At 53.9% G+C, this 24,439-nt stretch carries 22 protein-coding genes and 3 pseudogenes; 20 read left to right on the top strand and 5 right to left on the bottom strand.

All coding sequences use genetic code 11. The features are described 5' to 3' along the window. The first annotated feature begins 5 nt into the window (after positions 1-5). The 12 genes and pseudogenes from mutL (at position 6) to HA45_RS00230 (ending at position 14,593) form a co-directional block, all read left to right on the top strand. The gene (gene mutL / locus HA45_RS00175; protein ID WP_100703271.1) at positions 6-1,868 is read left to right on the top strand and encodes a DNA mismatch repair endonuclease MutL; all 1,863 of its coding nucleotides are present in this window, start codon (positions 6-8) and stop codon (positions 1,866-1,868) included. Beyond that, positions 1,861-2,808, top strand: a pseudogene (gene miaA / locus HA45_RS00180) (tRNA (adenosine(37)-N6)-dimethylallyltransferase MiaA). The gene mutL and the pseudogene miaA overlap by 8 nt, the downstream one beginning before the upstream one ends. 101 nt (positions 2,809-2,909) lie before the next feature. Then, on the top strand, positions 2,910-3,227 hold the full coding sequence (hfq, locus tag HA45_RS00185) for an RNA chaperone Hfq (RefSeq protein WP_034829366.1): 318 nt from the start codon (positions 2,910-2,912) through the stop codon (positions 3,225-3,227). Positions 3,228-3,307: 80 nt separating this feature from the next. Continuing rightward, positions 3,308-4,588, top strand: a complete 1,281-nt coding sequence (gene hflX / locus HA45_RS00190; RefSeq protein ID WP_100703273.1) for a ribosome rescue GTPase HflX — start codon at positions 3,308-3,310, stop codon at positions 4,586-4,588. A 230-nt stretch (positions 4,589-4,818) separates the two neighbouring features. Then, positions 4,819-6,057: an FtsH protease activity modulator HflK gene (gene hflK, locus HA45_RS00195; RefSeq protein WP_100703274.1), complete on the top strand. Its 1,239-nt coding sequence runs from the start codon at positions 4,819-4,821 to the stop codon at positions 6,055-6,057. Between the two features lie 3 nt (positions 6,058-6,060). Beyond that, positions 6,061-7,065 (top strand): protease modulator HflC, encoded by a 1,005-nt coding sequence (gene hflC, locus HA45_RS00200; RefSeq protein WP_100703275.1) that lies wholly within the window; start codon positions 6,061-6,063, stop codon positions 7,063-7,065. 57 nt (positions 7,066-7,122) lie between these two features. After that, positions 7,123-7,323 carry a DUF2065 domain-containing protein gene (locus HA45_RS00205; protein WP_100703276.1) on the top strand — a complete coding sequence of 67 codons (201 nt, stop codon included), beginning with the start codon at positions 7,123-7,125 and terminating at the stop codon, positions 7,321-7,323. Positions 7,324-7,500: 177 nt separating this feature from the next. Continuing rightward, complete coding sequence (locus tag HA45_RS00210; protein WP_100703277.1) at positions 7,501-8,799, top strand: adenylosuccinate synthase; 1,299 nt, start codon at positions 7,501-7,503, stop codon at positions 8,797-8,799. 203 nt (positions 8,800-9,002) lie between these two features. Continuing rightward, entirely contained in the window at positions 9,003-9,446 is a 444-nt protein-coding gene (gene nsrR, locus HA45_RS00215; protein WP_100703278.1) for a nitric oxide-sensing transcriptional repressor NsrR, read from the top strand. 16 nt (positions 9,447-9,462) lie between these two features. Beyond that, positions 9,463-11,913, top strand: coding sequence for a ribonuclease R (rnr, locus tag HA45_RS00220; protein ID WP_100703279.1), 2,451 nt, complete (start codon positions 9,463-9,465; stop codon positions 11,911-11,913). A gap of 227 nt (positions 11,914-12,140) precedes the next feature. Next, positions 12,141-12,875: a 23S rRNA (guanosine(2251)-2'-O)-methyltransferase RlmB gene (gene rlmB, locus HA45_RS00225; RefSeq protein ID WP_100703280.1), complete on the top strand. Its 735-nt coding sequence runs from the start codon at positions 12,141-12,143 to the stop codon at positions 12,873-12,875. Positions 12,876-12,964: 89 nt separating this feature from the next. Continuing rightward, a complete protein-coding gene (locus HA45_RS00230) occupies positions 12,965-14,593 on the top strand; it encodes an isovaleryl-CoA dehydrogenase (protein WP_100703281.1) in 1,629 nt (542 codons plus the stop codon). Here the strand turns inward: HA45_RS00230 and bsmA are convergent. Together bsmA and HA45_RS00240 are read right to left on the bottom strand one after the other, a co-directional pair. Continuing rightward, positions 14,567-14,893 (bottom strand): biofilm peroxide resistance protein BsmA, encoded by a 327-nt coding sequence (gene bsmA / locus HA45_RS00235; protein WP_100703282.1) that lies wholly within the window; start codon positions 14,891-14,893, stop codon positions 14,567-14,569. The two genes, HA45_RS00230 and bsmA, sit on opposite strands and share 27 nt — an antisense overlap. Before the next feature lie 55 nt (positions 14,894-14,948). Further along, positions 14,949-16,879, bottom strand: a pseudogene (locus tag HA45_RS00240) (methyl-accepting chemotaxis protein). Positions 16,880-17,039: 160 nt separating this feature from the next. Between HA45_RS00240 and yjfP the strand changes: the two are divergent. After that, entirely contained in the window at positions 17,040-17,789 is a 750-nt protein-coding gene (gene yjfP, locus HA45_RS00245; RefSeq protein WP_100703284.1) for an esterase, read from the top strand. A 47-nt stretch (positions 17,790-17,836) separates the two neighbouring features. Here yjfP and HA45_RS00250 read toward each other — a convergent pair whose 3' ends face one another. Next, positions 17,837-18,043 carry a hypothetical protein gene (locus tag HA45_RS00250; protein ID WP_034829327.1) on the bottom strand — a complete coding sequence of 69 codons (207 nt, stop codon included), beginning with the start codon at positions 18,041-18,043 and terminating at the stop codon, positions 17,837-17,839. Between the two features lie 383 nt (positions 18,044-18,426). On the opposite strand from HA45_RS00250, the gene rpsF reads away from it, so the two are divergent. The 4 genes and pseudogenes from rpsF (at position 18,427) to rplI (ending at position 19,866) form a co-directional block, all read left to right on the top strand. Then, positions 18,427-18,822, top strand: coding sequence for a 30S ribosomal protein S6 (gene rpsF, locus HA45_RS00255; RefSeq protein ID WP_084937237.1), 396 nt, complete (start codon positions 18,427-18,429; stop codon positions 18,820-18,822). Positions 18,823-18,828: 6 nt separating this feature from the next. Next, positions 18,829-19,145, top strand: a pseudogene (priB, locus tag HA45_RS00260) (primosomal replication protein N). 4 nt (positions 19,146-19,149) lie between these two features. Further along, complete coding sequence (gene rpsR / locus HA45_RS00265; protein WP_004392491.1) at positions 19,150-19,377, top strand: 30S ribosomal protein S18; 228 nt, start codon at positions 19,150-19,152, stop codon at positions 19,375-19,377. A gap of 39 nt (positions 19,378-19,416) precedes the next feature. Then, a complete protein-coding gene (rplI, locus tag HA45_RS00270; protein ID WP_084937232.1) occupies positions 19,417-19,866 on the top strand; it encodes a 50S ribosomal protein L9 in 450 nt (149 codons plus the stop codon). Positions 19,867-20,043: 177 nt separating this feature from the next. On the opposite strand, the gene HA45_RS00275 is transcribed toward rplI, so the two are convergent. Continuing rightward, a complete protein-coding gene (locus tag HA45_RS00275) occupies positions 20,044-20,700 on the bottom strand; it encodes a LysM-like peptidoglycan-binding domain-containing protein (protein ID WP_157811649.1) in 657 nt (218 codons plus the stop codon). Between the two features lie 214 nt (positions 20,701-20,914). Between HA45_RS00275 and bamJ the strand changes: the two genes are divergently transcribed. The 3 genes from bamJ to HA45_RS00290 all read left to right on the top strand — a co-directional run bounded on the left by bamJ (position 20,915) and on the right by HA45_RS00290 (position 22,210). After that, positions 20,915-21,535 carry a BamJ family beta-barrel-assembly machinery protein gene (gene bamJ, locus HA45_RS00280; RefSeq protein ID WP_100703287.1) on the top strand — a complete coding sequence of 207 codons (621 nt, stop codon included), beginning with the start codon at positions 20,915-20,917 and terminating at the stop codon, positions 21,533-21,535. A 120-nt stretch (positions 21,536-21,655) separates the two neighbouring features. After that, positions 21,656-21,904, top strand: coding sequence for a type II toxin-antitoxin system Phd/YefM family antitoxin (locus HA45_RS00285; protein ID WP_038644444.1), 249 nt, complete (start codon positions 21,656-21,658; stop codon positions 21,902-21,904). After that, entirely contained in the window at positions 21,905-22,210 is a 306-nt protein-coding gene (locus HA45_RS00290) for a type II toxin-antitoxin system RelE/ParE family toxin (RefSeq protein WP_100703288.1), read from the top strand. Between the two features lie 2 nt (positions 22,211-22,212). Here the strand turns inward: HA45_RS00290 and HA45_RS00295 are convergent, their stop codons facing one another. Then, the gene (locus HA45_RS00295; protein WP_100703289.1) at positions 22,213-24,159 is read right to left on the bottom strand and encodes a bifunctional 2',3'-cyclic-nucleotide 2'-phosphodiesterase/3'-nucleotidase; all 1,947 of its coding nucleotides are present in this window, start codon (positions 24,157-24,159) and stop codon (positions 22,213-22,215) included. Positions 24,160-24,439: the final 280 nt, after the last annotated feature.

Raw genomic sequence — 24,439 nt, forward strand, 5'->3', positions numbered from 1 at the left:
CCACCATGCCAATACAGATTTTACCGCCGCAGCTGGCGAACCAGATTGCCGCAGGCGAAGTGGTTGAGCGTCCGGCATCGGTCGTAAAAGAGCTGGTGGAAAACAGTCTTGATGCCGGCGCGACACGCATTGACGTCGATATCGAAAAGGGCGGCGCAAAGCTGATCCGCATTCGAGACAACGGCTGTGGCATTGTCAAAGCCGAACTGGCGATGGCCCTCGCTCGCCATGCCACCAGTAAAATCGCCTCGCTCGATGACCTTGAGGCGATCGTCAGCCTGGGTTTCCGTGGTGAAGCCCTTGCCAGCATCAGTTCCGTCTCGCGTTTAACGTTAACATCCCGCACTGCTGAGCAAAACGAAGCCTGGCAAGCGTATGCGGAAGGGCGCGAGATGAATGTCACGGTGAAACCTGCGGCGCATCCTGTTGGTACGTCGCTGGAAGTGCTCGATCTGTTCTACAACACACCGGCGCGGCGCAAGTTTATGCGCACCGAGAAAACCGAATTTACCCATATCGATGAAGTGATTCGCCGCATTGCGCTGGCGCGTTTCGATGTGGCGATCTCCCTGACCCACAACGGCAAGATGATCCGCCAGTATCGCGCCGTGGATCAGGAAGCCCAGCGCGAACGCCGACTGGGCGCGATCTGCGGGACCACGTTCATGCAGCATGCACTGCGCATTGACTGGCAACATGACGATTTGGCGTTACGCGGATGGGTGGCCGATCCTGCGGGTTCGCGCCAGGTGACGGATCTGCAATATTGCTACGTCAATGGTCGCATGATGCGTGACAAGCTGATCAATCATGCAATTCGCCAGGCGTATCAGACGCAGCTCGGTGAAGATCAACAACCCGCATATGTGCTGTATCTGGAGATTGATCCGCACCAGGTTGACGTTAACGTTCATCCTGCCAAGCACGAAGTTCGCTTTCACCAGTCCCGACTGGTGCATGATTTTATCTGGCAGGGCGTAATGAGCGCGCTACAGGCGAGCCGTGCCGCAGAGTTGCCCATCGCGCATGCGGAAGAGCCCGCGCCTAAGTGGCAGCCAGAGAATCGACAGGCGGCGGGCGCGAATCACTTTGCGCAACCCGCGAGCCCCTCACGTAATAGTACCAGCTCCAGTAGCGGTGCTGCGGCGGCGGGAACACACGCGGGTTGGCAGAATAAAGAGCCGGTTTATCGCGCCCGTGAAGGTTCCGCGTATCAGCAATTAATAAAAACGCCTGCGGCCGAAACGCTTCGCGCCGCGGCGCCGCAACCTGCGCGCCAGCCTGACCCGCGAGAGGCGCCATTGGCCGCACACGCGCAAAGCTTTGGCCGCGTGCTGAGTGTGATGCACGAGCAGTATGCGCTGTTGGAACGCGGCAATCAGTTACTGATGTTGTCGCTCAGTGTCGCATCGCGCTGGCTGAAACAGGCCCAGTTACAACCGGGAGAAGAGGGCTTAAAACCGCAGCCGTTATTGATCCCGGTAAGACTAAAAATCGCCAAAGAAGAGCTGAATGTCATTGATGCCCAGGCCGCGCTGTTAGCGCTGATGGGCATTGATTTACAACGAGAAGGTCAGCATGCAACCTTGCGCGCCGTCCCTTTACCGTTACGCACACAAAATTTACAAATCTTGATTCCAGACCTGTTAGGCTATCTGGCCCGGCAGCAAGAGGTTTCTGCATCCGCACTGGCCCAATGGCTGGCACGTCGTGATGATGCAGGAGACGCTCACTGGAATCACTCGCAGGCGATAGCACTGCTGGCAGAGCTCGAACGGCTCTGTCCGCAACTGCTTAAGTCGCCGCCTTCAGGTCTGTTACAGACCCTAGAGATTGAGAGCGCGATTAACGCGTTGAAGCATGAGTGAACTAAACCAAGCTAGCCGGCCAAAGGCAATTTTTTGATGGGGCCTACCGCCTCCGGTAAGACGGCATTAGCGATTTCGCTGCGTCAGCAACTTCCGGTGGAACTTATCAGCGTTGACTCTGCCTTAATCTATCGCGGGATGGATATTGGCACGGCGAAACCGTCGGCAGAAGAGTTAGCACTGGCGCCCCATCGTTTGCTAGACATTCGCGATCCGGCGGAAGCTTATTCCGCCGCTGAGTTTCGTCGCGATGCGCTGGCAGAAATGGCGGAGATTACCCAAAAGGGTAAGATTCCGTTGCTTGTTGGTGGAACCATGCTCTACTTCAAGGCGTTGCTTGAAGGATTGTCGCCGTTGCCCTCGGCCGATCCCGACGTGCGTCAGCGGATAGAGCAAATGGCGGCGGAGAAAGGGTGGGAAGCCCTACACCGCCAGCTGTGTGAAATCGATCCGGTCGCCGGTAGTCGTATTCATCCGAATGATCCGCAGAGACTTTCGCGAGCACTGGAAGTTTTTTTATTTCGGGTAAAACTTTAACGGAACTGACAAAACGTCCGGCGAAGCGTTACCCTACGACGTGTACCAATTTGCTATCGCTCCGGCGAGTCGTGAACTGATACATCAACGCATTGCGTTGCGTTACGACCAGATGCTAGCGTCAGGATTTGAAGCGGAGGCTCGTGAACTGTTTGCACGAGGTGATTTGCATACGGACATGCCTTCCATTCGTTGTGTAGGTTATCGCCAGATGTGGTCATATCTTTCTGGTGAAATCGATTACGACGAAATGGTTTATCGGGGAATTTGCGCCACCCGGCAGCTCGCTAAACGCCAGATGACCTGGTTACGTGGCTGGCCCGAAGTACACTGGATAGACAGTGATGAGCCAGAGTTAGCGCGTAATGCGGTGCTTAAGGTAGTTAGTGCGAAGCAGGGATGATTGTGTACAATTGGTCCGTTATCGTGCGCAAATTTTTACGCAGTTTTTCTGAACCACGGTTCTTAAAGTTACAAACAACAAGCATATAAGGAAAAGATAGAATGGCTAAGGGGCAATCATTACAAGACCCGTTTTTGAACGCATTGCGTCGTGAACGTGTACCGGTTTCGATCTATTTGGTGAATGGTATTAAGCTGCAAGGGCAAATTGAATCCTTTGATCAGTTCGTCATTCTGTTGAAAAACACGGTTAGCCAGATGGTGTACAAACACGCCATCTCTACAGTGGTTCCTTCTCGTCCGGTTTCGCACCATAGCAACAACCCGGGCGGCAGCGGTGGTAGCAGCAATTATCACCATAGCGGAAGCAACCAGGGCGCTCAGTCGCAGCCACAACAAGACGGCGATAACGCAGAATAATTTTGCGCTGCCGTAAAGCCAGGGCTGGGGAGCGATAGCGTTTTCCCGTCCTGGTTATTTTATTTTAGCGAGGTTATAGCTTGTTTGACCGTTATGATGCCGGTGAGCAGGCCGTACTGGTACACATCTGGTTCTCCCAAGACAAAGAGCTGGAAGATTTGCAGGAGTTTGAAACTCTTGTCTCTTCTGCGGGCGTCGAAGCGCTGCAAGTGATTACTGGCAGCCGTAAAGCGCCACATCCCAAATATTTTGTCGGTGAAGGAAAGGCAGTTGAAATTGCCGATGCGGTGAAAGCGAGTGGAGCATCGGTCGTGTTATTCGATCATGCCTTATCGCCTGCCCAAGAACGTAATCTCGAGCGAGTGTGCGAATGTCGCGTTGTCGACCGCACTGGCTTAATTCTCGATATTTTTGCTCAGCGCGCCCGTACCCATGAGGGTAAATTACAGGTCGAGCTGGCACAACTACGCCATATGGCAACCCGTCTGGTGCGTGGATGGACGCACCTTGAACGCCAAAAAGGCGGTATCGGTTTGCGTGGCCCAGGTGAAACGCAGCTGGAAACGGACCGCCGTTTACTGCGTAACCGCATTAGCCTCATCCTTTCCCGCCTTGAGCGTGTGGAGAAGCAGCGCGAACAGGGCCGTCAAGCGCGCGCCAAAGCCGATGTCCCTACCGTATCGCTGGTGGGATACACCAACGCCGGTAAATCAACCCTGTTCAATGCGGTGACCTCAGCCAATGTGTATGCGGCTGACCAACTGTTTGCGACCCTTGATCCTACCTTGCGTCGCCTGAGTGTGGCAGACGTGGGTGATGTGGTTTTAGCGGATACCGTGGGGTTTATTCGCCATTTGCCGCATGACTTAGTCGCGGCCTTTAAAGCCACCCTGCAGGAAACGCGTCAGGCGACGTTATTACTGCATGTGATCGACGCGGCCGATTTACGCGTCAATGACAACATCGCCGCCGTTAACGAAGTGTTGGCCGAAATTGAATCGGACGAAATCCCCACGCTGTTGGTGATGAATAAGATCGATATGCTGGATGGCTTTGTGCCGCGTATTGATCGTGATGAAGAGAATAAGCCGACGCGCGTGTGGCTTTCTGCACAAAGCGGTGAAGGTCTCCCCTTACTGTGGCAGGCGTTATCTGAGCGCTTAGCCGGTGAGATTGCGCAGTACGATTTACGATTGCCACCGGAAGCGGGCCGTTTACGCAGCCGCTTTTATCAGTTGTCGGCGATTGAGAAAGAATGGAATGAAGATGATGGTTTTGTAGGTTTGCACGTGCGAATGCCGATCGTTGACTGGCGTCGTCTGTGCAAACAGGAGCCATCATTAACCAGTTATATTGTTTGATATTGCCCTAACGCCTTTACCCAACTTATTGAAAAGTGTTGTGATAATTGCTGTAAGCCGCGAATAGGCAGGTTTTTACCCGACTATTTCGGATTTCAGCAAGGCGGCAACTGAGTGAATCTCTGGGAGCTTACGTTAGTAAGTGACCGGAGTGAGCGAAGACAGCCAACGCAGCTGCAATTCGAAAGAGGAAGGGTAAAAAACGTAAATACAATAAATGGAGTAGAAACATGGCGTGGAATCAGCCCGGAAATAACGGACAGGACCGCGACCCGTGGGGAAGCAGCAATAATCAAGGCGGCAACTCTGGGGGAAATAAGGGAGGGCGCGATCAGGGGCCTCCTGATCTGGATGATATCTTCCGTAAGCTGAGCAAAAAACTCAGCGGACTGGGCGGTGGCAAACAGAGTGACAACAATGGCCAGCGCGGCGGCGGTAGCGGTGGCAAACTGGTTGGCATCGTTGCCGTAGCCGCAGTCGTCATCTGGGCTGCCAGCGGTTTCTACACCATCAAAGAAGCAGAACGTGGCGTTGTGACCCGTTTTGGCAAGTTCAGCCATCTGGTTGAGCCGGGCCTTAACTGGAAGCCAACCTTCATTGACCAGGTTCGTGCTGTTAACGTTGAAGCGGTGCGTGAACTGGCTGCTTCTGGCGTGATGCTGACTTCGGACGAAAACGTGGTGCGCGTAGAAATGAATGTGCAGTATCGCGTGACGAATCCTGAGCAATATTTGTATGCGGTCACCAGCGCTGACGACAGTCTGCGTCAGGCCACCGACAGCGCACTGCGCGGTGTCATTGGTCGTTCTACCATGGACCGTATCCTGACCGAAGGCCGTACCGTGGTGCGTAGTGAAACCCAACGTGAACTTGACGAAACCATCCGTCCTTACAACATGGGTATTACGCTGCTCGACGTCAACTTCCAGGCGGCGCGTCCACCGGAAGAAGTGAAAGCCTCGTTTGATGATGCCATCGCTGCCCGTGAAAACCGCGAGCAGTATGTGCGTGAAGCAGAAGCGTATTCGAATGAAGTGCAGCCGCGTGCCAACGGTCAGGCGCAGCGTATTCTGGAAGAAGCCCGTGCTTACAAAGAACGTACTGTGCTAGAAGCACAGGGTGAAGTAGCACGCTTTGCGTTGTTACTGCCGGAATACAAAGCGGCACCGCAAATCACCAAAGAGCGTCTCTATATCGAAAGTATGGAACGTGTGCTGAGCCATACGCGCAAAGTATTGGTTAACGATCGTGGAAACAGCCTGATGGTGTTGCCACTGGATCAACTGATGCGTGGTGGTCAGGCTTCAGGTGGTCAGAATAGCCAGAAAAATACCAATCTGATGAAGTTACCTTCGTCCGGCAGCAGTGCCAGCAACGATGACTCATCGTCCTACAGTCCGAGCAGCATCATGGACCAGCGTCGCGCCAATGCGTCACGCAACGATACCCAGCGCGCAGGGAGGGAGTAATCGATGCGTAAGCCAATTATTGCCGTAATTATTGTCGTACTGGTGGCGCTGTACGCCTCGCTGTTCGTCGTGCAAGAGGGGGAGCGTGGCATTGTGCTGCGCTTTGGTAAAGTTCTGCGTGACAATGAGAACAAGCCGCAGGTTTATGCACCGGGTCTGCATTTCAAGATTCCGTTTATCGAAACCGTGAAATCACTCGACGCGCGTATCCAGACCATGGACAACCAGGCCGATCGCTTTGTTACCAAAGAGAAGAAAGACCTGATTGTTGATTCCTACATCAAATGGCGTATCAGCGATTTCAGCCGTTACTACCTGGCAACCGGTGGTGGCGATGTGTCACAGGCTGAAGTGCTGCTGAAACGTAAGTTCAGTGACCGTTTGCGTTCTGAAATGGGTCGTCTGGATGTGAAGGATATCGTTACGGATTCGCGTGGCCGTCTGACCACTGACGTACGCGATGCGTTGAACACCGGTACTGCTGGTAACGACGACGAAGTGCAGACGCCGGCGGCGGATGACGCTATCGCCAGTGCGGCAGCCCGTGTTGAGCGTGAAACTAACAGCAGCGAGCCAGCTCCGAACCCGAACAGTATGGCTGCACTGGGTATTCAGGTCGTTGACGTGCGTATCAAGCAGATCAACCTGCCAGCTGAAGTGTCTGACGCTATTTACAATCGTATGCGCGCAGAGCGTGAAGCGGTTGCACGTAGCCAGCGTTCACAAGGTCAGGAAGAGGCAGAAAAACTGCGCGCTCAGGCGGATTACCAGGTGACTCGTACCCTGGCTGAAGCCCAGCGTCAGGCGCTGATTTCACGTGGTGAAGGCGATGCGCAGGCAGCGAAACTGTTTGCTGACTCCTTCGGTCAGGATCCCGATTTCTATGCCTTTATTCGCAGCCTGAGTGCTTATGAGACCAGCTTCTCTGACAATCAGGATGTGATGGTGTTGAGCCCGGATAGCGATTTCTTCCGCTTTATGAAGGCGCCAACTAACACCGCGCGTTAAGAACTGATATAACCTTGAGGCCGACAATGTTGTCGGCCTTTTTTTGGGAAAAATAGCATGAACACAACCATCTGGATGGCGCTGGCGTTAGTTTTGGTGCTGGAAGGGCTGGGACCGATGTTTCTGCCGCGCATCTGGCGTCGCATGATTCTGTCGATGACGCAGTTGCCCGATCGCATCCTGCATCGTTTTGGTGGTGGTTTAGTGGTGGCGGGCGTGGTGATTTTCTACATGATGAGTACCCATGCGAATGTTTGATGCTAAATTTGTGTGATATCCGCACGGCTAAATTGTGTCTTGCAGTCTATGTTTCCCCCAACATGTTGTATTGATCAAAACGCGGGCAAAAAACCGCGCAACCGTATGCTAAAAGTGCTGAAAGTGAGCAAAACCGATGGTAGAATCCATTTTTAAGCAATCGGTGATTTTGAAAAAATGGGTAAGAACGTCGTCGTACTGGGCACCCAATGGGGTGACGAAGGTAAAGGTAAGATCGTAGACCTTCTGACTGAACGCGCGAATTACGTTGTGCGTTACCAGGGTGGCCACAATGCTGGCCATACACTTGTCATCAACGGTGAAAAAACCGTCCTCCACTTAATTCCATCTGGCATCCTGCGTGAAAACGTCACCAGCATCATTGGTAATGGTGTTGTGCTGTCGCCTGAAGCGCTGATGAAAGAGATGAAAGGTCTGGAAGATCGCGGTGTGCCGGTACGTGAACGTCTGCTGATCTCTGAAGCTTGTCCGTTGATCCTGCAATACCACGTTGCAATGGACCTGGCGCGCGAAAAAGCGCGTGGCGCCAAAGCAATCGGTACTACAGGTCGTGGTATCGGCCCAGCGTACGAAGATAAGGTTGCTCGTCGCGGTCTGCGCGTTAGCGATCTCTTCAACAAAGAAACCTTCGCCGTTAAGCTGAAAGAAATCGTCGATTTCTACAACTTCCAGTTAGTGAACTACTACAAAACTGACGCCGTTGACTACGAAAAAGTGCTGAGTGATGTGCTGGCTGTGGCCGACATCCTGACCGGCATGGTGGTTGACGTTTCCGATCTGTTGGACAGCGCGCGTAAGCGTGGCGATCTGATCATGTTCGAAGGCGCGCAGGGTACACTGCTGGATATCGACCACGGTACTTATCCGTACGTGACCTCGTCGAACACCACCGCGGGTGGCGTGGCGACCGGTTCAGGTATTGGTCCACGTTACGTTGATTACGTACTGGGCATCGTCAAAGCTTATTCAACACGTGTAGGTGCGGGTCCATTCCCTACCGAACTGTTTGATGAGACAGGCGAATTCCTGTGTGCACAGGGCAACGAGTTTGGCGCGACCACCGGTCGTCGTCGCCGTACTGGCTGGCTGGATGCGGTTGCAGTACGTCGTGCCGTGCAGATCAACTCCCTGTCAGGTTTCTGCATGACCAAACTGGACGTGCTGGATGGCCTGAAAGAAGTGAAAATCTGTGTGGGTTATCGCATGCCGGATGGCCGCGAAATGACCACCACGCCGCTGGCTGCTGAAGGTTGGGAAGGCATTGAGCCAATCTACGAATCCATGCCAGGCTGGAGCGAAACCACCTTTGGCGTGAAAACGCTGGAAGGTCTGCCGCAGGCAGCACGTGATTACATCAAGCGTGTAGAAGAAGTGACCGGTGTGCCGATTGATATTATTTCAACCGGACCAGACCGTAGTGAGACCATGATTCTGCGTGATCCGTTCGACGCATAATCCTTCAGGATCTCCTCAGGCCGGACATTGTCCGGCCTTTGTTTATCCGCTCTTTGACTCCGCTCACTCTCTTTTTTCTTGCAATTATCGATACTTGCCTAAGAAAAAAACGCACCGGCCTCCACGCTCTGGTTTATCATCATACTTAAACATCACGCCGACCGGCGCATAACCATAACGTCCGATGATTCACTGAGGTATATGTGCAGCTAACGAGTTTCACCGATTATGGTCTGCGTGCGCTGATTTACATGGCGACGTTGCCGGAAGGTAAGCAGACCAACATTAGCGAAGTTACCGATACCTACGGGGTATCGCGTAATCACATGGTTAAAATCATTAATCAACTCAGCCGGGCAGGCTTTGTCGCCGCGACACGCGGTAAAAACGGCGGAATTCGTTTAGGCATGGACCCGGAAAAGATCGTGATTGGTCAGGTGGTGAGAAGAATGGAGCCTTTGCAGTTAGTGAACTGCGAAGAGTGCGCCATCACGCCGGCCTGTCGTTTGCGTAAGGCACTGCATGATGCAGTCCAGCTGTTCCTTAAGGAACTGGACAATTACACTCTGGCCGATCTGGTCAAAGATAACGACTCACTGTACCAAATTTTATTGTCCGAACCGCCGGTGGCAATCCAAATTAAATGACATCGGAGGAACCGTAATGTCAAAAGATCCTTTTCAGGATAGAGAAGCAGAAAAGTACGACAACCCCATTCCCAGCCGCGAATTTATTCTGGCGTTGCTAGAAAAGCGCGAGAAACCGATCAATCGTGATGAAATCGCCCAGGAATTGAACATCACCAGCGAAGACCAGTTGGAAGCACTGCGTCGTCGTCTGCGCGCCATGGAGCGTGATGGTCAACTGGTGTTTACACGTCGTCAATGTTACGCCCTGCCAGAACGCCTCGACCTGCTGCGTGGCAAAGTCATCGGTCATCGTGATGGCTATGGTTTCCTGCGCGTTGATGGCCAGAAAGACGATTTCTATTTGTCTGCCGAGCAGATGAAGTTTTGCCTGCACGGCGACGTGATTCTGGCACAGCCGGGCAGCGCCGATCGCAAAGGTCGCCGCGAAGCCCGCGTGGTACGTGTACTTGAGCCACGCAACAGCCAGATTGTAGGCCGTTACTTCACCGATGCCGGCACCGGTTTTGTGGTGCCAGATGACAGCCGCCTGAGTTTCGATATCCTCATTCCGCAGGAAGAAACGCTGGATGCGCGCATGGGTTCAGTGGTGGTGGTGGAAATTGTCCAGCGCTCGACCCGTCGTACCAAAGCCATTGGTAAGATCACCGAAATTCTCGGTGATGATATGGGCACCAGTCTTGCGGTAGACATGGCGCTGCGCACTCACGAGATCCCACATACCTGGCCGGAAGAAGTTGAGAAAGAGATTTCAAAACTGCAGGAACAGGTCCCCGAAGCGGCGAAAAAAGGCCGTGTCGATCTGCGTGAGTTGCCGCTGGTTACCATCGATGGTGAAGATGCGCGTGACTTCGATGATGCGGTTTACTGTGAGAAAAAACGCGGTGGTGGCTGGCGTCTGTGGGTAGCCATTGCTGATGTAAGCTATTACGTGCGTCCAGGCACGGCATTGGATGACGAAGCCCATCAGCGCGGTACGTCGGTGTACTTCCCGTCACAAGTGGTGCCAATGTTGCCGGAGATCCTCTCCAACGGCCTGTGCTCGCTGAACCCGCAGGTGGATCGCCTGTGCATGGTGTGTGAGATGACCATCTCGTCGAGCGGCAAGCTCACCGGCTTCAAGCACTATGAAGCGGTGATGAATTCCCATGCGCGCCTGACCTACAACAAAGTGTGGAACATTCTGCAGGGCAATACTGAACTGCGTGAGCAGTACGCTGCGCAGGTCTCACACCTTGAAGAACTGCACAGCATGTATCAGGCGCTGGAAACAGCGCGCGAGCAGCGTGGCGGTATCTCATTCGAAACCGAAGAAGCCAAATTTATTTTCAATGCGGAACGCCGTATCGAGCGTGTTGAACGCACCGCGCGTAACGAAGCACACAAGCTGATTGAAGAGTGCATGATTCTCGCTAACATCGCTTCAGCACGTTATGTCGAGAAGCACGAAGAACCTGCACTGTTCCGCGATCATGATCGTCCAAGCGAAGACAGCATCAAGAGCTTCCGTACCGTGCTGAACGAGCTGGGCTTAAGCCTGCCGGGTGGCATGAAACCGCAACCTGTTGACTATGCTGCGCTGCTGAAGCAAGTGGCCGAGCGTCCTGATGCGGAAATGCTGCAAACCATGCTGCTGCGTTCGATGAAGCAAGCGGTATACGATCCAGAGAACCGTGGCCACTTTGGCCTGGCGCTGCAGTCGTATGCACACTTCACTTCGCCGATTCGCCGCTACCCTGATCTGCTGTTACACCGCGCGATCAAATACCTGCTGGCGAAAGAGCAGGGCACGCTGAAAGGTAACACTACGCCAAACGGCGGTTATCACTACGATATGCAGCAGATGTTGCAACTCGGTCAGCATTGTTCACTGACAGAGCGCCGCGCCGATGAAGCCACGCGTGATGTGGCGGACTGGCTGAAATGCGACTTTATGCAGGATCAGGTCGGCAACGTGTTTAACGGTGTGATTTCCAGCGTGACCGGATTTGGTTTCTTCGTGCGCCTCAACGATCTGTTTATCGATGGATTGGTACACGTTTCCTCACTGGACAACGATTACTACCGTTTCGACGCCGTCGGTCAGCGTTTGATTGGCGAATCCGGTGGTCGCACCTATCGCCTTGGCGACACGGTGGAAGTGCGGGTGGAAGCGGTTCACATGGATGAGCGCAAAATCGATTTCGCACTGGTTTCCAGTAAGCGCGTGCCACGCGGCGAAGGTAAAACCGAACGTGAGCGTGAAAAACGCGGCGGTAAGCCACCGGCTAAGCGTCGTCGTGATGCCGGTAAAAAAGGCACGTTCGAGCCGGACTCTGCGTTCAGAGGCGAGAAGAAAAAGCCTGCGATTGCTGAACAGCCAGCAAATAGCGAGAAAAAAGGCAAAAAAGTCTCCGAGAAAACCCGTAAAATCGCCGCCGCCACCAAGGCCAAGCGTGGGCCGAAGAAGAAACCTAACGAAGCTTGAAGGCTGGGTCACCAAGCTTGTAGACCTGAGCGCACCTTGAAGCCAGGGTCGCCATCAATGGCGACCCTACGTTAGATCAGCGTGCTGTGATGGCAAGCGTATGTTAGAGCTGTGTGTTTAAATGGCGACCCTGCGGTAGAACCGCGAGTTTTGTAGGGTGCGCATTTATGCGCACCGGAATTAATATCCAAATTTTCAGATAGATACATCCAACCTTGAGCAAACAAATGAGTGAAATAATTTTTGGTATTCATGCCGTGCAGGCGCTGCTGGAACGTGATCCTCAGCGTTTTCAGGAAGTCTTTATCCTCAAAGGCCGTGATGATCGTCGCCTGCAGCCGCTGATTACCGCACTGGAAGCTCAGGGAATCGTGGTTCAGGTCGCTAACCGTCAATGGCTTGATAGCCAGGTGGAAGGCGGCGTGCACCAGGGCATCGTGGCCCGCATAAAACAAGGCAAAAACTATCAGGAAGGCGATCTTCCGGATCTGCTGCAGAGCCTGGATAAACCGTTCCTGTTGGTACTGGATGGCGTCACCGATCCCCACAACCTTGGTGCTTGCCTGCGTAGCGCCGATGCTGCGGGCGTACATGCCGTCATCGTGCCGAAAGATCGTGCCGCTCCGCTGAATGCCACGGCGAAGAAAGTCGCCAGCGGCGCAGCAGAGAACGTGCCACTGATTCGCGTCACCAACCTGGCACGTACCCTGCGTTTATTGCAGGAGTACAACATCTGGGTGGTTGGCACCGCAGGTGAAGCCGATCACACCGTGTATCAGAGCAAAATGACCGGCCCGATGGCGCTGGTGATGGGCGCGGAAGGTGAAGGCATGCGTCGTCTGACCCGTGAACACTGTGATGAGCTGATCAGCATCCCAATGGCTGGCAGCGTTTCGTCACTGAACGTGTCTGTCGCCACGGGCGTCTGTCTGTTCGAAGCGGTGCGTCAGCGTTTGGCGTGATCCCCGCCGCAAAAGTGTTTCTGAGCCAGGCATAACTGCACATCCCCCTCATACTTGAACCATGCGTTTTATGAGGGAGATGCCACATTATGACCTGGACAACCCACAGCGTTTTCAATCAACCCCATCCTCTCAGTAACAGTAATCTGTTCACCCGCGATATCGCCCTGTGCGAGGCCGTGACGCGCGAAGGTGCTGGCTGGGATCGCGAATGGCTGGCCTCCGTCGGACTGCAACTCGGCAGCGCCGAATCGCTGGAATTGGGCCGACTGGCCAATGCGCAATCACCCGAGCTGCTGCGCTACGACGCACGTGGTGAGCGGCTGGACGAAGTGCGCTTTCATCCCGCCTGGCATCTGCTAATGCAGGGTTTATGCGCCAGCCGCTTGCACAATCTCAGCTGGCAGCCCGATGTGCAGCCGAATGCCATGGTGGCACGAGCCGCGCGTTTTATGCTGCACGCACAAGTTGAGGCCGGCTCACTCTGCCCGGCGACCATGACCCACGCTGCCATTCCCCTACTGCAAAATCATCTGCCGGAAGCCTACGCGGATTGGCGGGAGGCGCTGCTCAGCGATCGCTACGATGCGCATCACCAGCCGGGCAATAAAAAGCGCGGTTTGCTGATTGGTATGGGCATGACCGAAAAGCAGGGCGGAACCGATGTGCTCAGCAACAGCACGCGTGCGGAACCCATTGGGGTACGCGGCGCGGGCGAGCCTTATCGCATCACCGGTCACAAATGGTTTTTCTCGGTGCCGCAAAGCGATGCGCATCTGATTCTGGCGCAAACCTCGCAGGGGCTAAGCTGTTTCTTTCTGCCACGCCTGCTGCCTGATGGCACGCGCAACGCTATTCGCATTGAGCGCCTGAAAGACAAGCTCGGTAACCGCTCCAACGCCAGCGCGGAGGTTGAATTCCAGGATGCGGTTGGCTGGCTAATGGGCGAAGAGGGCGATGGGGTAAGGCTGATCCTGAAGATGGGCGGCATGACGCGCTTTGATTGCGCACTGGGCAGCCATGGCTTGATGCGCCGCGCCTTATCGATTGCGCTTCATCATGCGCAGCAGCGTCAGGTGATGGGCAAAAACCTCAGCGATCAGCCGTTAATGCGCACCGTGCTGGCGCAGCAGGCCCTGCAGTTGGAAGGGCAAACCGCGCTGCTCATGCGATTAGCGCGCGCATGGTCAACCCCCGCCAGCGAGCACGAACGTTTATACGCGCGGCTGTTCACGCCTGCCGCCAAGTTTAGCATCTGCAAAGCCGGTATGCCGTTTGTGGCGGAATCAATGGAAGTGCTGGGCGGCATCGGCTATTGCGAAGAGAGTGAGCTGCCGCGTCTGTACCGCGAAATGCCGGTCAACAGTATTTGGGAAGGCTCCGGCAACGTGATGTGCCTCGACGTAATGCGCGTGCTGGGTCGCCATGCCGACGTGATAACCCTGCTCAACGATGAATTTGAAGCGGTAAAAGGCAGCAATCGCCATTTTGATCGTCGCTGGCGCCAGTTACGGCTGCAGCTAACTCATGTGCGAGAAGGCATGGCGCGCGAGGTCACGCAGGAACTGTTACAACTGGCGAGTGCGGCGATTCTGTTGAAAGTAGCAGAACCGCCATTAGCTGATGGCTGGTGCGATCAGCATCTGGATATGCGGGGGCGACGTTCGCTGAGTGACGATCTCTGCGCGCGCTTACTGCTGCGCGCCAGTGCCGGTTGACGGCGCGCCATAGAGAATCGCGGTGCCGTACCAAAAACCAGGCAGCGTGGTTTCGTCCAGCATCAGGATTTGATAGTAAACTGCGCCCACCTGATTCGCACGTGCAGCCAGTGCGCGCTCGGCATCGTCCGGTGAGCCACGGGTGGACACCGTGATATTGCCCAATTTACGCAAACCATAACTCTGCGCACGGCTAATCTCCTGCGCGTGGCTGGTGGGCGGCGGCGGGGCTTCCGGTGTGGTTTTAAACGCGGCACAACCGGTTAATAACAGGCTCAACACCAGTAAAAAGCGACGCATAACACGCTCCTGAAAAGGAAGATGGCTCCAGTTTAGGCCATCTTCCTCGTTCACATTAGTCTTTCAGATGAAAAACACTCACCAGATGGGTTAAATGATGACCTTGCTGGCTTAGCGTCTGCGCGGTGGTTTCCGATTGGGTAATCATGTCGCTGCTTTGATGCGTTGCCTGACCAATATGATTCATCGCCAGATTGACCTGACCAATGCCCGCCGCCTGCTCCTGCGCCGCGATATTGATCTCACCCATCAGCGATTTCACCTGCTCAATATGGCTGACGATGTGCTGCATCGCATCGCGCGTTTGTTCGGACAGCGTATGCCCGGCTGCCACTTTATCGATGGAAGTGGCGATTAGGTTATCGATCTCCTTAGCCGCGTTGGCACTGCGCTGCGCCAGTGCACGTACTTCCGCTGCCACCACGCAAAGCCTTTGCCATGCTCACCGGCTCGCGCCGCTTCGACCGCTGCGTTAAGCGCCAGAATGTTGGTCTGGAAAGCAATAGATTCAATCACATGAGTGATATCGGCGATGCTTTGTGAAGCCACACGGATCTCTGCCATGGTTTCGACTGAGCGTGCCACCGTACTGCCGCCATGATCGACGGTGCTGGCGGCTTCACTCACCAGCGCCATCGCCTGACGCACGTTGGCCGCAGTCTGCGAGACGGTCGCACCAAACTGCTCCATGCTGGCAGAGGTCTCCTCCACGCTGCTGGCCTGGCGACTAATTTGCTCGCTGATGCTGGAACTGCTGGCGGCAATGGTATCGGTGCCGCGGCTGATATCACGTGCGGCGCTGCGTACCTGACTCACCACTTTTTCCAGCCCATCGCCGATGCCATTAATGGCAAAGACCAACTGACCAATCTCATCGCGGCGCGAAGAGTCTAAATGCGCCTGCAAATTGCCGGCCGCATACTGCTCTGCCAGATGAATCACCTGCTGCAACGGACGCGTAATGGCGCGGCGGCTGTACCACATAAAGCCCACGGCGAAAGCCAACACCAGCGCCAATCCAATCGCCATAAACAGGTTACGACTTTGAGTAATAGGTGCCAGCAGGCTGGCGCGACTGACTTCTCCAGCGATAATCCAGTTCCAGCCCGGCAGTTGCTGCCACGCCAGCAGCTTAGTCTCGCCGTCGAGTTCAATATTCAGCAGCCCCTTGGACTGAGTTAATAGCTGCTGTTGCACGGACTGATCCCAGCGTGGCAGTTTGCCTTCGGACTGGCGATCAAACAGATACTGTCCTTGCGTGCTGCCAGGTGCGCCGTTGAGTACAAAGAAGCTGCCGCTGTCGCCAAGATGACGCGCCAGCACTTTGTCGCGCATCAGGGCATATTGCGCATCGATCTGCACGCCGACGAACAGAATGGCAATCACCGCGCCACTCTCATCCTGCACCGGCTGATACTGGGTGATGTAGCGATGGCCAAACAAGGTGGCCAGCCCGCGATAGATTTCGCCCTGATTAACGCTGCGCCAGGCTGCGCTGCTGCGATCAAGTTTGGTGCCAATGGCGCGGTTGCCGTCCTGCTTTTTCAGCGAGGTGGCGATACGGATATAATCCTCTCCATCGCGCACAAAGATGGTTGAGACTGCGCCAGTGCGATCGAGGAAATCATCCACCGCAATTTGATCCATATTGAGGGTCTTCAGCCCGGCGCGCAGCGTGGGTGTGCTGAACTCGCCGACCTGAATGCGCTCATTTTCATCACGGCTAAAGCGTTTAGGCAGAAAACTCTGGAACAGTTTGGTGTAATTCGCCACTTCTTCAGACAAGGTGGCGTTAAACATGGTGGCCATTTCATTGATGCCCAACACCTGATTCTGCATATCGTCAGTGGCCAACTGCTCCAGTTGACGTGCCGCGTTATGGCTCAGGGTTAAGGTCAGGGTAAACAGCACAATCGCCACGCTCAAAGACGTCAATACAGACAGTTTAATGCCGAGACCCATGGCGCTGAGAGAAAGACGCTTCATAAAGTACCTATTTAGTGATTATTGGAGGGGTACAAGATCAACGGCAAATACGGCAAAAGGTTTAGTACAGAAATTATTCTGATTAAATGTGAAGTCGCTCGCGTTTTGCCGCTCAGCGCTTACACTGTGACGGGTGATAATCATTCTCAACGGAGGCGGTATGATTGAGTTGGCGACGGAGAACCTGGCAGGCATAGAGTGTATTCATGCGGCACCCGCCGGACAGCGGCAGGCACGTTTACCCACCATCCTGTTTTATCACGGCTTTACCTCATCCAAAGAAGTGTACAGCTACTTTGCGGTAGCGCTGGCGCAAGCCGGTTTTCGTGTGGTGATGCCGGATGCGGATATGCACGGCGCACGCTACAGCGGGGATACTGAAGCGCGCATGACGCACTTCTGGGACATCCTCAAGCAGAACATTGATGAAGTGCCGTTGTTGGAAGCCGCCCTGCGTGAGCGGGATTTGATTGCCGACGATCGCTTTGCGGTTGCCGGGGCATCAATGGGTGGCATGACTGCGCTCGGTGCGATGGTGCGTTATCCACAACTGCACAGCGTCGCCTGCATGATGGGCTCTGGCTACTTCATGCAGCTCAGCCATACCCTGTTCCCGCCGCTGGTGGCACGCACGCCGGAGCAAAAAGAGACCTTTGCCACACGTCTTGCGCCGCTGGCGCCTTACGATCCCAGCCAGCAGCTGGATAAACTAGCCAATCGCCCGCTGCTATTGTGGCACGGTGAAGCGGATGAAGTGGTGCCGTTTGCCGAAACCGTCCGGCTGGAGAAAGCCCTGCGCGAGGCACAGCTGGATGGGAAGATGACCTATCTGTCAGAAAAGCAGATTGGCCACAAAATTACCCCGTCAGCGCTCACGGCGCTGGTGAGTTTTTTCAAACATAATCTGTAGAAACAACTCGGGCTGGCAAACTGAGCCAGCCCGTTACGTCGTCCGTTTTACAGCTGTGAAGATAAACGATCGGCTGCACTGGTATTCGCACTGACCGGGTTACTGCCAGGCGCATCCAGCCGGTTGACATAGACATAGCCTGAAGCCGCATTGCTGCTGTTACTTCTCATCTGCTGCGCGTAGTCAGCGGAGCTGGCGAAAGCGGGTGGAGACAGGAAGAGACCCAGTAAAGTGGCGAAAATGATGGTTTTCATATTCGACTCCTCACTCCAGGGATTGCACTCTCAGACGCCGCGAATAAGCCAAACCGTTGCGCCTGTAAACAGTTTAGTTCTTCGCCACATTGATGCCAGATCGCCCTGTTGAACGCCTCCATCAGCAATTTTGAACAATCCTTCACTAACCTGCTGAATCTTAATCCTTAGCACAAAAGGTGCGCTTAATTGGCACGACCCCCGCGATTTGATGAATTGTGCGCTTGAGTTTCCTGGGGTACGCCAGTATGATTACGCGTCAATTTTTCAGCTGCATTCAGAGGTGTGTTTCATTTAAATGATTCACTACCTATAACGTTCCTTGCTTCCATGGGCCGCAGCTGACCCCGACAGGAGGCTGAATAATCCGTAAGGAGCTATCGATGCGTCATTACGAAATCGTATTTATGGTCCACCCTGACCAGAGCGAACAGGTTCCAGGTATGATCGAGCGTTACACTGGTGCTATCACCGGTGCACAGGGCACGATTCACCGTCTGGAAGACTGGGGCCGCCGTCAGCTGGCTTACCCAATCAACAAACTGCACAAAGCTCACTATGTTCTGCTGAACGTAGAAGCGCCGCAGGAAGTGATTGACGAGCTGGAAACTAACTTCCGCTTCAACGACGCCGTTATCCGCAGCATGGTTATGCGCGTTAAGCACGCGGTAACTGAAGCATCTCCGATGGTTAAAGCGAAAGATGAGCGTCGTGATCGTCGCGAAGACTTCGCTAGCGAATCATCAGATGACTCAGATGCTGGGGATTCTGAAGAGTAATCCGACATGACGGCAAATCGACTGCGCCTGTCAGGCACTGTGTGCAAGACGCCAGTTCGAAAATCAGTCCGTCAGGGATTCCACACTGCCAGTTCGTGCTTGAGCATCGTTCTGTGCAGGAGGAAGCCGGTTTTCACCGGCAAGCCTGGTGCCAGATGCCGGTGATTATCAGCGGCAGCACCCATCAGGTGATTACTCAACATATAACGGTCGGTACGCAACTCGTTCTCGAAGGTTTCATTAGCTGCCATCAGGCACGCAATGGTCAGAGCAGAATGGTGTTACATGCCGAGCAGATTGAATTGATAGATTCTGGAGACTAGCCAAATGGCACGTTATTTCCGTCGTCGCAAATTCTGCCGTTTCACAGCGGAAGGTGTTGTAGAGATTGATTACAAAGATATCGCTACACTGAAAAACTACGTTACCGAAAGCGGTAAAATTGTCCCGAGCCGTATTACCGGTACTCGTGCAAAATACCAGCGCCAGCTCGCTCGTTGCATCAAGCGCGCTCGCTACCTGTCCCTGCTGCCATACACTGATCGTCATCAGTAATTGGTAGTTGTCCATTAACGACTTTAAGAGGATAAGGTAATGCAAGTTATTCTGCTTGATAAAGTAGCAAACCTGGGCAGCCTGGGTGATCAGGTTAACGTTAAAGCGGGCTACGCTCGTAACTTCTTGGTTCCACAGGGTAAAGCTGTTCCTGCTACCAAGAAAAACGTTGAGTTCTTCGAAACACGTCGCGCTGAACTGGAAGCCAAACTGGCTGACGTTCTGGCTGCTGCTAACGCACGTGCAGAGAAAATCAACTCACTGGGCACCGTTACCATCGCGTCTAAATCAGGCGACGAAGGTAAACTGTTCGGTTCAATCGGTACTCGCGACATCGCTGATGCAGTGACTGCAGCTGGCGTTGAAGTGGCTAAGAGCGAAGTGCGTCTGCCAAACGGCGTTCTGCGTTCTACCGGTGAGCACGAAGTTGACTTCCAGGTTCATAGCGAAGTCTTCGCTAAACTGGTTGTGAATGTAGTGGCTGAGTAATTTTACTCTAAATAATTCAAGGTGCGGGAAGGCGGCAAGTGAATGAATCCAGGAGCTTACTTTGGTAAGTGACTGGGGTGAATGAGCGAAGCCAACGCATCTGCAACTTGAAGTATGACGAGTATACTCGGTAACGCGAAAACGCCGGCCATGTGCCGGCGTTTTTGTCTCTGCGATTTACTGGGCGCGGATAAAGCTGCCATCCGGTTGACGGGTAAACAGCACCGGGCCGTTGCTGCCATCGACCGTTAGTCCTGTCACCACACCTTGCGCGTTCTGACGAATCTTCACCTGCTGGCCATTTTTCAATGCGCTAAGCGGCTGATCGTCACCTTCGACGCGTGCCATCGCGAACACATCATTTACCGGCAAGTTATTGTCGCGGAACAGCTGCGCCAGCGTCTGACCCGATGCCACGGTGTAGTTATGCCATTCCCCCTGAGAATCCGTTTTGGGCTGCGTGTTCTGCGCGGAAGGGTTGTTATAAATCTCCGCCTGCAGCGGCACGTCTTTATTGCTGCTGTCAGCTGGGCGCTCAATCGGGTATTGCGGCGTACTGCTGGGCCAGAGGAACGCCAGCAGCAGGACCAGCAGCGCAATGACAATGCCACGACGATGGAAAGCCGGCAGTGGGTTCATCCAGCGCACATCATCCAGCAGGTGCCAGACGCGCAACAGCACGGCGGGCACGCGGGAAGGGGTATCAGAAGCCATTCGTGAATCCTCCTCGCTGGCGGCCTTGCGCTTTATCTGCGGCAGCCAACGTTGCAACCTCGGTAATGTGAAAGCACGCGGTACGCGCGTCCTGCGGCGTCGTGGGGCAATCTGGCCCATGTATTCTCTCTTTCTTAGCGCTGTACGACGAAAACGTTGCCACAGCTATAGTATGGGCAATGCGGGCGCGAAGTGCCTGCCAGCATTGAAAAATTTGACCTGCGTATTGTTTCTCTTTCCCTGTGAAATGTCATCTGTAGCGCTGCAGATTTTACGCCAGCCGCCTGCGCTGTTATGCTGCCGTTTCTATTTTCTCCGGGATTAAGGAATCAAAATGACCACCCCTTCATTCGACAGCGTCGAATCACAAGCAAGTTACGGTATCGGTTTACAGGTCGGCCAGCAGCTGCAGGAATCTGGACTGCAGGGTCTGCAGCCGGAAGCACTGCTCGCGGGTCTGCGCGACGCGCTGGAAGGGAACTCACCGGCTGTGCCTGTTGACGTGGTACATCGCGCGCTGCGTGAAGTGCACGAACGTGCAGAAGGCGTGCGTCGTGAGCGTGTGGAAGCGATGGCTGCGGATGGCCATAAATTCCTGGAGCAGAATGCCCAGCGTGAAGGCGTGAGCAGCACCGAATCAGGTCTGCAGTTCAGCGTCATCACCCAGGGTGATGGCCCAATCCCATCGCGTCAGGACCGTGTACGCGTGCACTACACTGGTAAACTGATCGACGGTTCTGTATTCGACAGCTCAGTGGCACGTGGCGAGCCAGCTGAATTCCCGGTAAGCGGCGTAATCGCTGGCTGGATTGAAGCGCTGACCCTGATGCCAGTGGGTTCTAAGTGGGAATTAGTGATTCCACAAAACCTCGCCTACGGCGAGCGCGGTGCTGGCGCATCTATCCCGCCATTCAGCACCCTGGTGTTCGAAGTCGAGCTGCTGGAAATTCTGTAAGCATTCAGCACTTGATTAAAACCGGCATAAATGCCGGTTTTTTGTTTGTAAATCTGGCTGATCTTTACCCGATTGGCTAATACAATGAGCGAATCGAACGATTTAAGCGGAAGGTGCGAAATGTATTTACTCTCTGCCAACGAAGCTAAAACGCAATTTGGGGATATGCTTCTCAAAGCTCAGCGTGAACCGGTACAAATTAGTCGGAACGGAAAACCTGTCGCTGTTGTCATATCTGCTGAAGAGTTTCAGGCAATTGAACTGATGAAGCAGCAGTTTTTGCAGGAAAAAATTGCCCGAGCCAGAGAAGACGTTGCCAACGGACGACTGACCGATGGTGAAACATTTTTCAATCAACTACTGGATTAAATGGCCAAATTTCAGCTCACGGATGAAGCGCGGCAGGATCTTGTCGATATTCGTCAGTTCACCTTGCAGCACTGGGGCGAAGCGCAGTCTCATCAATACCTGAGACGTTTGCAGCGCACATTGCACACGCTTTCTGAACTACCGACGATGGGGATCAGCAGAGCGTCCGATCTCGCCGAAGGTGTACTCAGTTTTCCCTTTGTTAGCCATATGATTTATTACCAGACAATCCAACAGGGAATTATTGTGCTCGCGGTGATGCATCAAAGCCGGGTGCCATCCATTCATTTGGCAGCCCGGCTATAGCCTTACTGCTTCTGCAAATCTACCTGCCAAATCGCAAAACCTACCTCGTCACTGCCCACCGCTTTCATCGGATAATCCGCGTACTTCTCAATAAACTGCGTGGCTTTCTCGCCCGGTGCGGTTTCAAAGCGAATATCCAGCAGCGTATCGCTGTGAATCGGCGCTAAACGCCAGTTGTGATCGGCCTGCGGTTTCACTTCGCCGTGCGCTTTGGTTTCGCTACTGATATAAGCCGCGACCACTGAACGGTTCTCATCCGGTGAGGCAAACGCCACGTATTTATCGCCGGTGCCGGCAAACTTCCCGCCGTAAGCACGATAGTTATTGGTGGCGACGAGGAATACCGCGTTAGGATCGATGGGCTTACCTTGCCACGTCAGATCCTTAATGCGTGCAGCGTCTTTGTTGATCAACGTGCATTCGCCGTCGTAACGCGCGGGCTGCGTCACATCAATTTGATAATCCACGCCATCAATCACGTCGAAGTTATAGGTGCGGAAATCCCAGTTAATCAGCGCTTGTGGTTTGCTGCTGTGCGGATCGATCTGATTAAACTGCGCCGCAGAGCACTCCAGCCACTCTCTCACCTGCGCGCCAGTGACTTTCATCACTACCAGGGTGTTGGGATAGAGATAGAGATCGGCGGCATTACGGAAGGTGAGTGCACCTTTCTCCACTTCGGTATAACTGGCGGGATCGTTCTTACGACCTCCGGCTTTAAACGGTGCGGCAGCGGAAAGTACCGGCAGGCGGCCGAGATCGGGATCGCCCTGAATAAAGTGTTCAACATAGGCGCGCTGCGCATTATTGACGATCTGCACGGTGGGATCGTCCTGCACCAGTGACAGATAGCTGTACATCACATCCGCTGACTTGCCGATCGGCTTAGCAACGAATTCACGCGTGGCACGATGATCCTGCTGCAGCACTTTCACCAAATCAGCATCTTCAGCCGCCAGGGACTTTTTGGCGATGGGATCATAGATGGGCCGGGCTTCAGCCTTGCCCTGCGTGACCTGCCATTTTCCGCCCTCATTATTCAGCACCAAATCGACCACGCCGAGATGATCGCCCCACATGCCGGGCATCACTGCCGGAACACCGTTCAGCGTGCCTTGAGCAATGTCAGCGCCTTTAATCGCAGCAAACTCTTTACTGGGGAATACTGCATGCGCGTGACCAAACATAATGGCGTTAATGCCCGGCACCTGGCTGAGGTAGTAGACCGAATTCTCTGCCATGGCGTGATAGGGCTCACTGCTTAAACCTGAGTGCGGAATAGCGATGATAATTTCAGCACCTTTTGCGCGCATTTCCGGCACATAGCGCTTCGCTGTTTCCGTGATGTCATCAACGCGCACTTTGCCCTGAAGATTGTTGCGATCCCACACCATAATCTGCGGCGGAACGAAGCCAATGTAGCCAATTTTTAAGCGATGCGGGTTGCCGCTGCGGTCGGTGACGGTGGTTTCTTTGATTATGTAGGGGGTAAACAGCGGTTTTCCGCTCTTTTCATCGATAATGTTGGCATTCACATAGGGAAAACGCGCCCCGGCGATCGCTTTCTGCAAATAGGGTAAACCGTAATTGAACTCATGATTACCCAGGTTGCCCACGGTGTAATCCAGCGTGTTCATCGCTTTATAAACCGGATGCACATCGCCTTTTTTCAGGCCTTTAGCGGCCATGTAATCGCCTAGCGGGCTGCCCTGAATAATGTCGCCGTTATCGACCAGCACGCTATTTTTCGCTTCAGCACGCGCGTGTTGAATCAGCGTAGCGGTGCGCACCAGACCAAATTTCTCGGTTGGCGTATCTTTGTAGTAATCGAAATCCATCATATTACTGTGCAGATCGGTGGTTTCCAGAATGCGCAGATCCACAGTGGCGGCGTGTACATTCACCGCAGACACGCATAGCGCCAGTAACGACATGCTCGCTTTAAACATCGCTTGCTCCTTGTTTGTTCTAATGGGCCTCTCAAAATAATGTAAAACAATGACGAATTATCATTTCAATTTGTGATGTGACTCTGATTTTCGTGCAACCGCAGGCGCAGCCAGCCGATGAAAAAGGATTCGGCATCGCGCCATAGCCGCCACCTATGAACTATGGTATTGATAATCATATAGATTGCCGTTTCAGACAGTTCAGCCGCAAAGCATCTGACCACAACTGCTAAAATGTGTAGAGGTGAGCTGTTGATGTCTGACAGGCAGAATCAGCGGA

Source organism: Pantoea rodasii (genome assembly GCF_002095465.1).
Classification (GTDB): Bacteria; Pseudomonadota; Gammaproteobacteria; order Enterobacterales; family Enterobacteriaceae; genus Pantoea; species Pantoea rodasii.